Genomic DNA, 893 nt, shown 5'->3' with positions numbered 1-893 from the left:
CGTCGCGGGCGGGCGGGGGCGCGAGGCGGACGGAGGCGCCGAGCACGGAGAGGCCGCGCCGGGCGACGACCACGGGCTCCAGGGAGACGCCCGCGACCTCGGGGTGGTCGTCGACGAGCCGGGAGACCCGCTGGAGCAGCTCTTCGAGGGCCGGGGTGTCCACGGGGGCCGAGCCCCGCCAGCCGAACAGGAGCGGCGCGGTCCGGATGGATCGGATCAGGGAGGACGCCTCGCGGTCGGTGACCGGGATGAGGCGGTGGGCGGTGTCCCCGAGCAGTTCGGAGGCGGCGCCCGCGAGGCCGAAGGAGAGCACCGCGCCGGCCGCCGGGTCGATGACGGCGCGCACGACGGTGTCCACGCCGCGTGGCGCCATGCCCTGGACGACGGGCCGCAGCTCGGCGGGCTTGCCGAAGGTGTCGATCAACTCTTGATAGGCCCGACGCAGTTGCTCTTCGTCGGCGAGGTCGAGCCGCACTCCGCCGAGGTCGGCGCGGTGGCGCAGGTGCGGGGCCGTGGTCTTCAGGGCCACGGGGTAGCCGAGCGTGCGGGCGGCTTCGGCTGCCGCGTCCGGGTCGGGCGCGGGCAGGGCCTCTCGTACGCGGATGCCGTACCGCCCGAGAAGTTCGTGGGCGTCGTCGGGGGCGAGGGTGGCGCCGCGGGGGTCGTCGTCCTTGGCGAGCAGCTCGGCGATGCGCTCGGCGGCGCCGCTCTCGTCGATGTCGTCGTACTCGTGGACCTTGCCCGGTTCGGCTGCCTCGCGGCGCCACTGCGCGTACTTGACGGCTTCGGAGAGGGCACGGACGGCACGCTCGGCGGCGGGGTAGGCGGGGATGCGGTACTGCTCCGCGGGAGACTCGGGGGCTGCTGCGGTGGCCGCGGGCTCGGGGTGCGGC

1 protein-coding gene is annotated in these 893 nt (G+C 75.8%); it reads right to left on the bottom strand.

What is annotated here, in order from left to right:
• Nucleotides 1–893 (bottom strand): acetate--CoA ligase family protein (locus tag GKQ77_RS33030; RefSeq protein ID WP_219692824.1); only part of this gene is annotated, 893 nt, incomplete at both ends.

The organism is Streptomyces anatolicus (genome assembly GCF_019400875.1).
Taxonomy (GTDB): domain Bacteria; phylum Actinomycetota; class Actinomycetes; order Streptomycetales; family Streptomycetaceae; genus Streptomyces; species Streptomyces anatolicus.
Note: the sequence above shows the minus strand (reverse complement) of the source record. Positions and strands in the feature narration are given on the sequence as shown.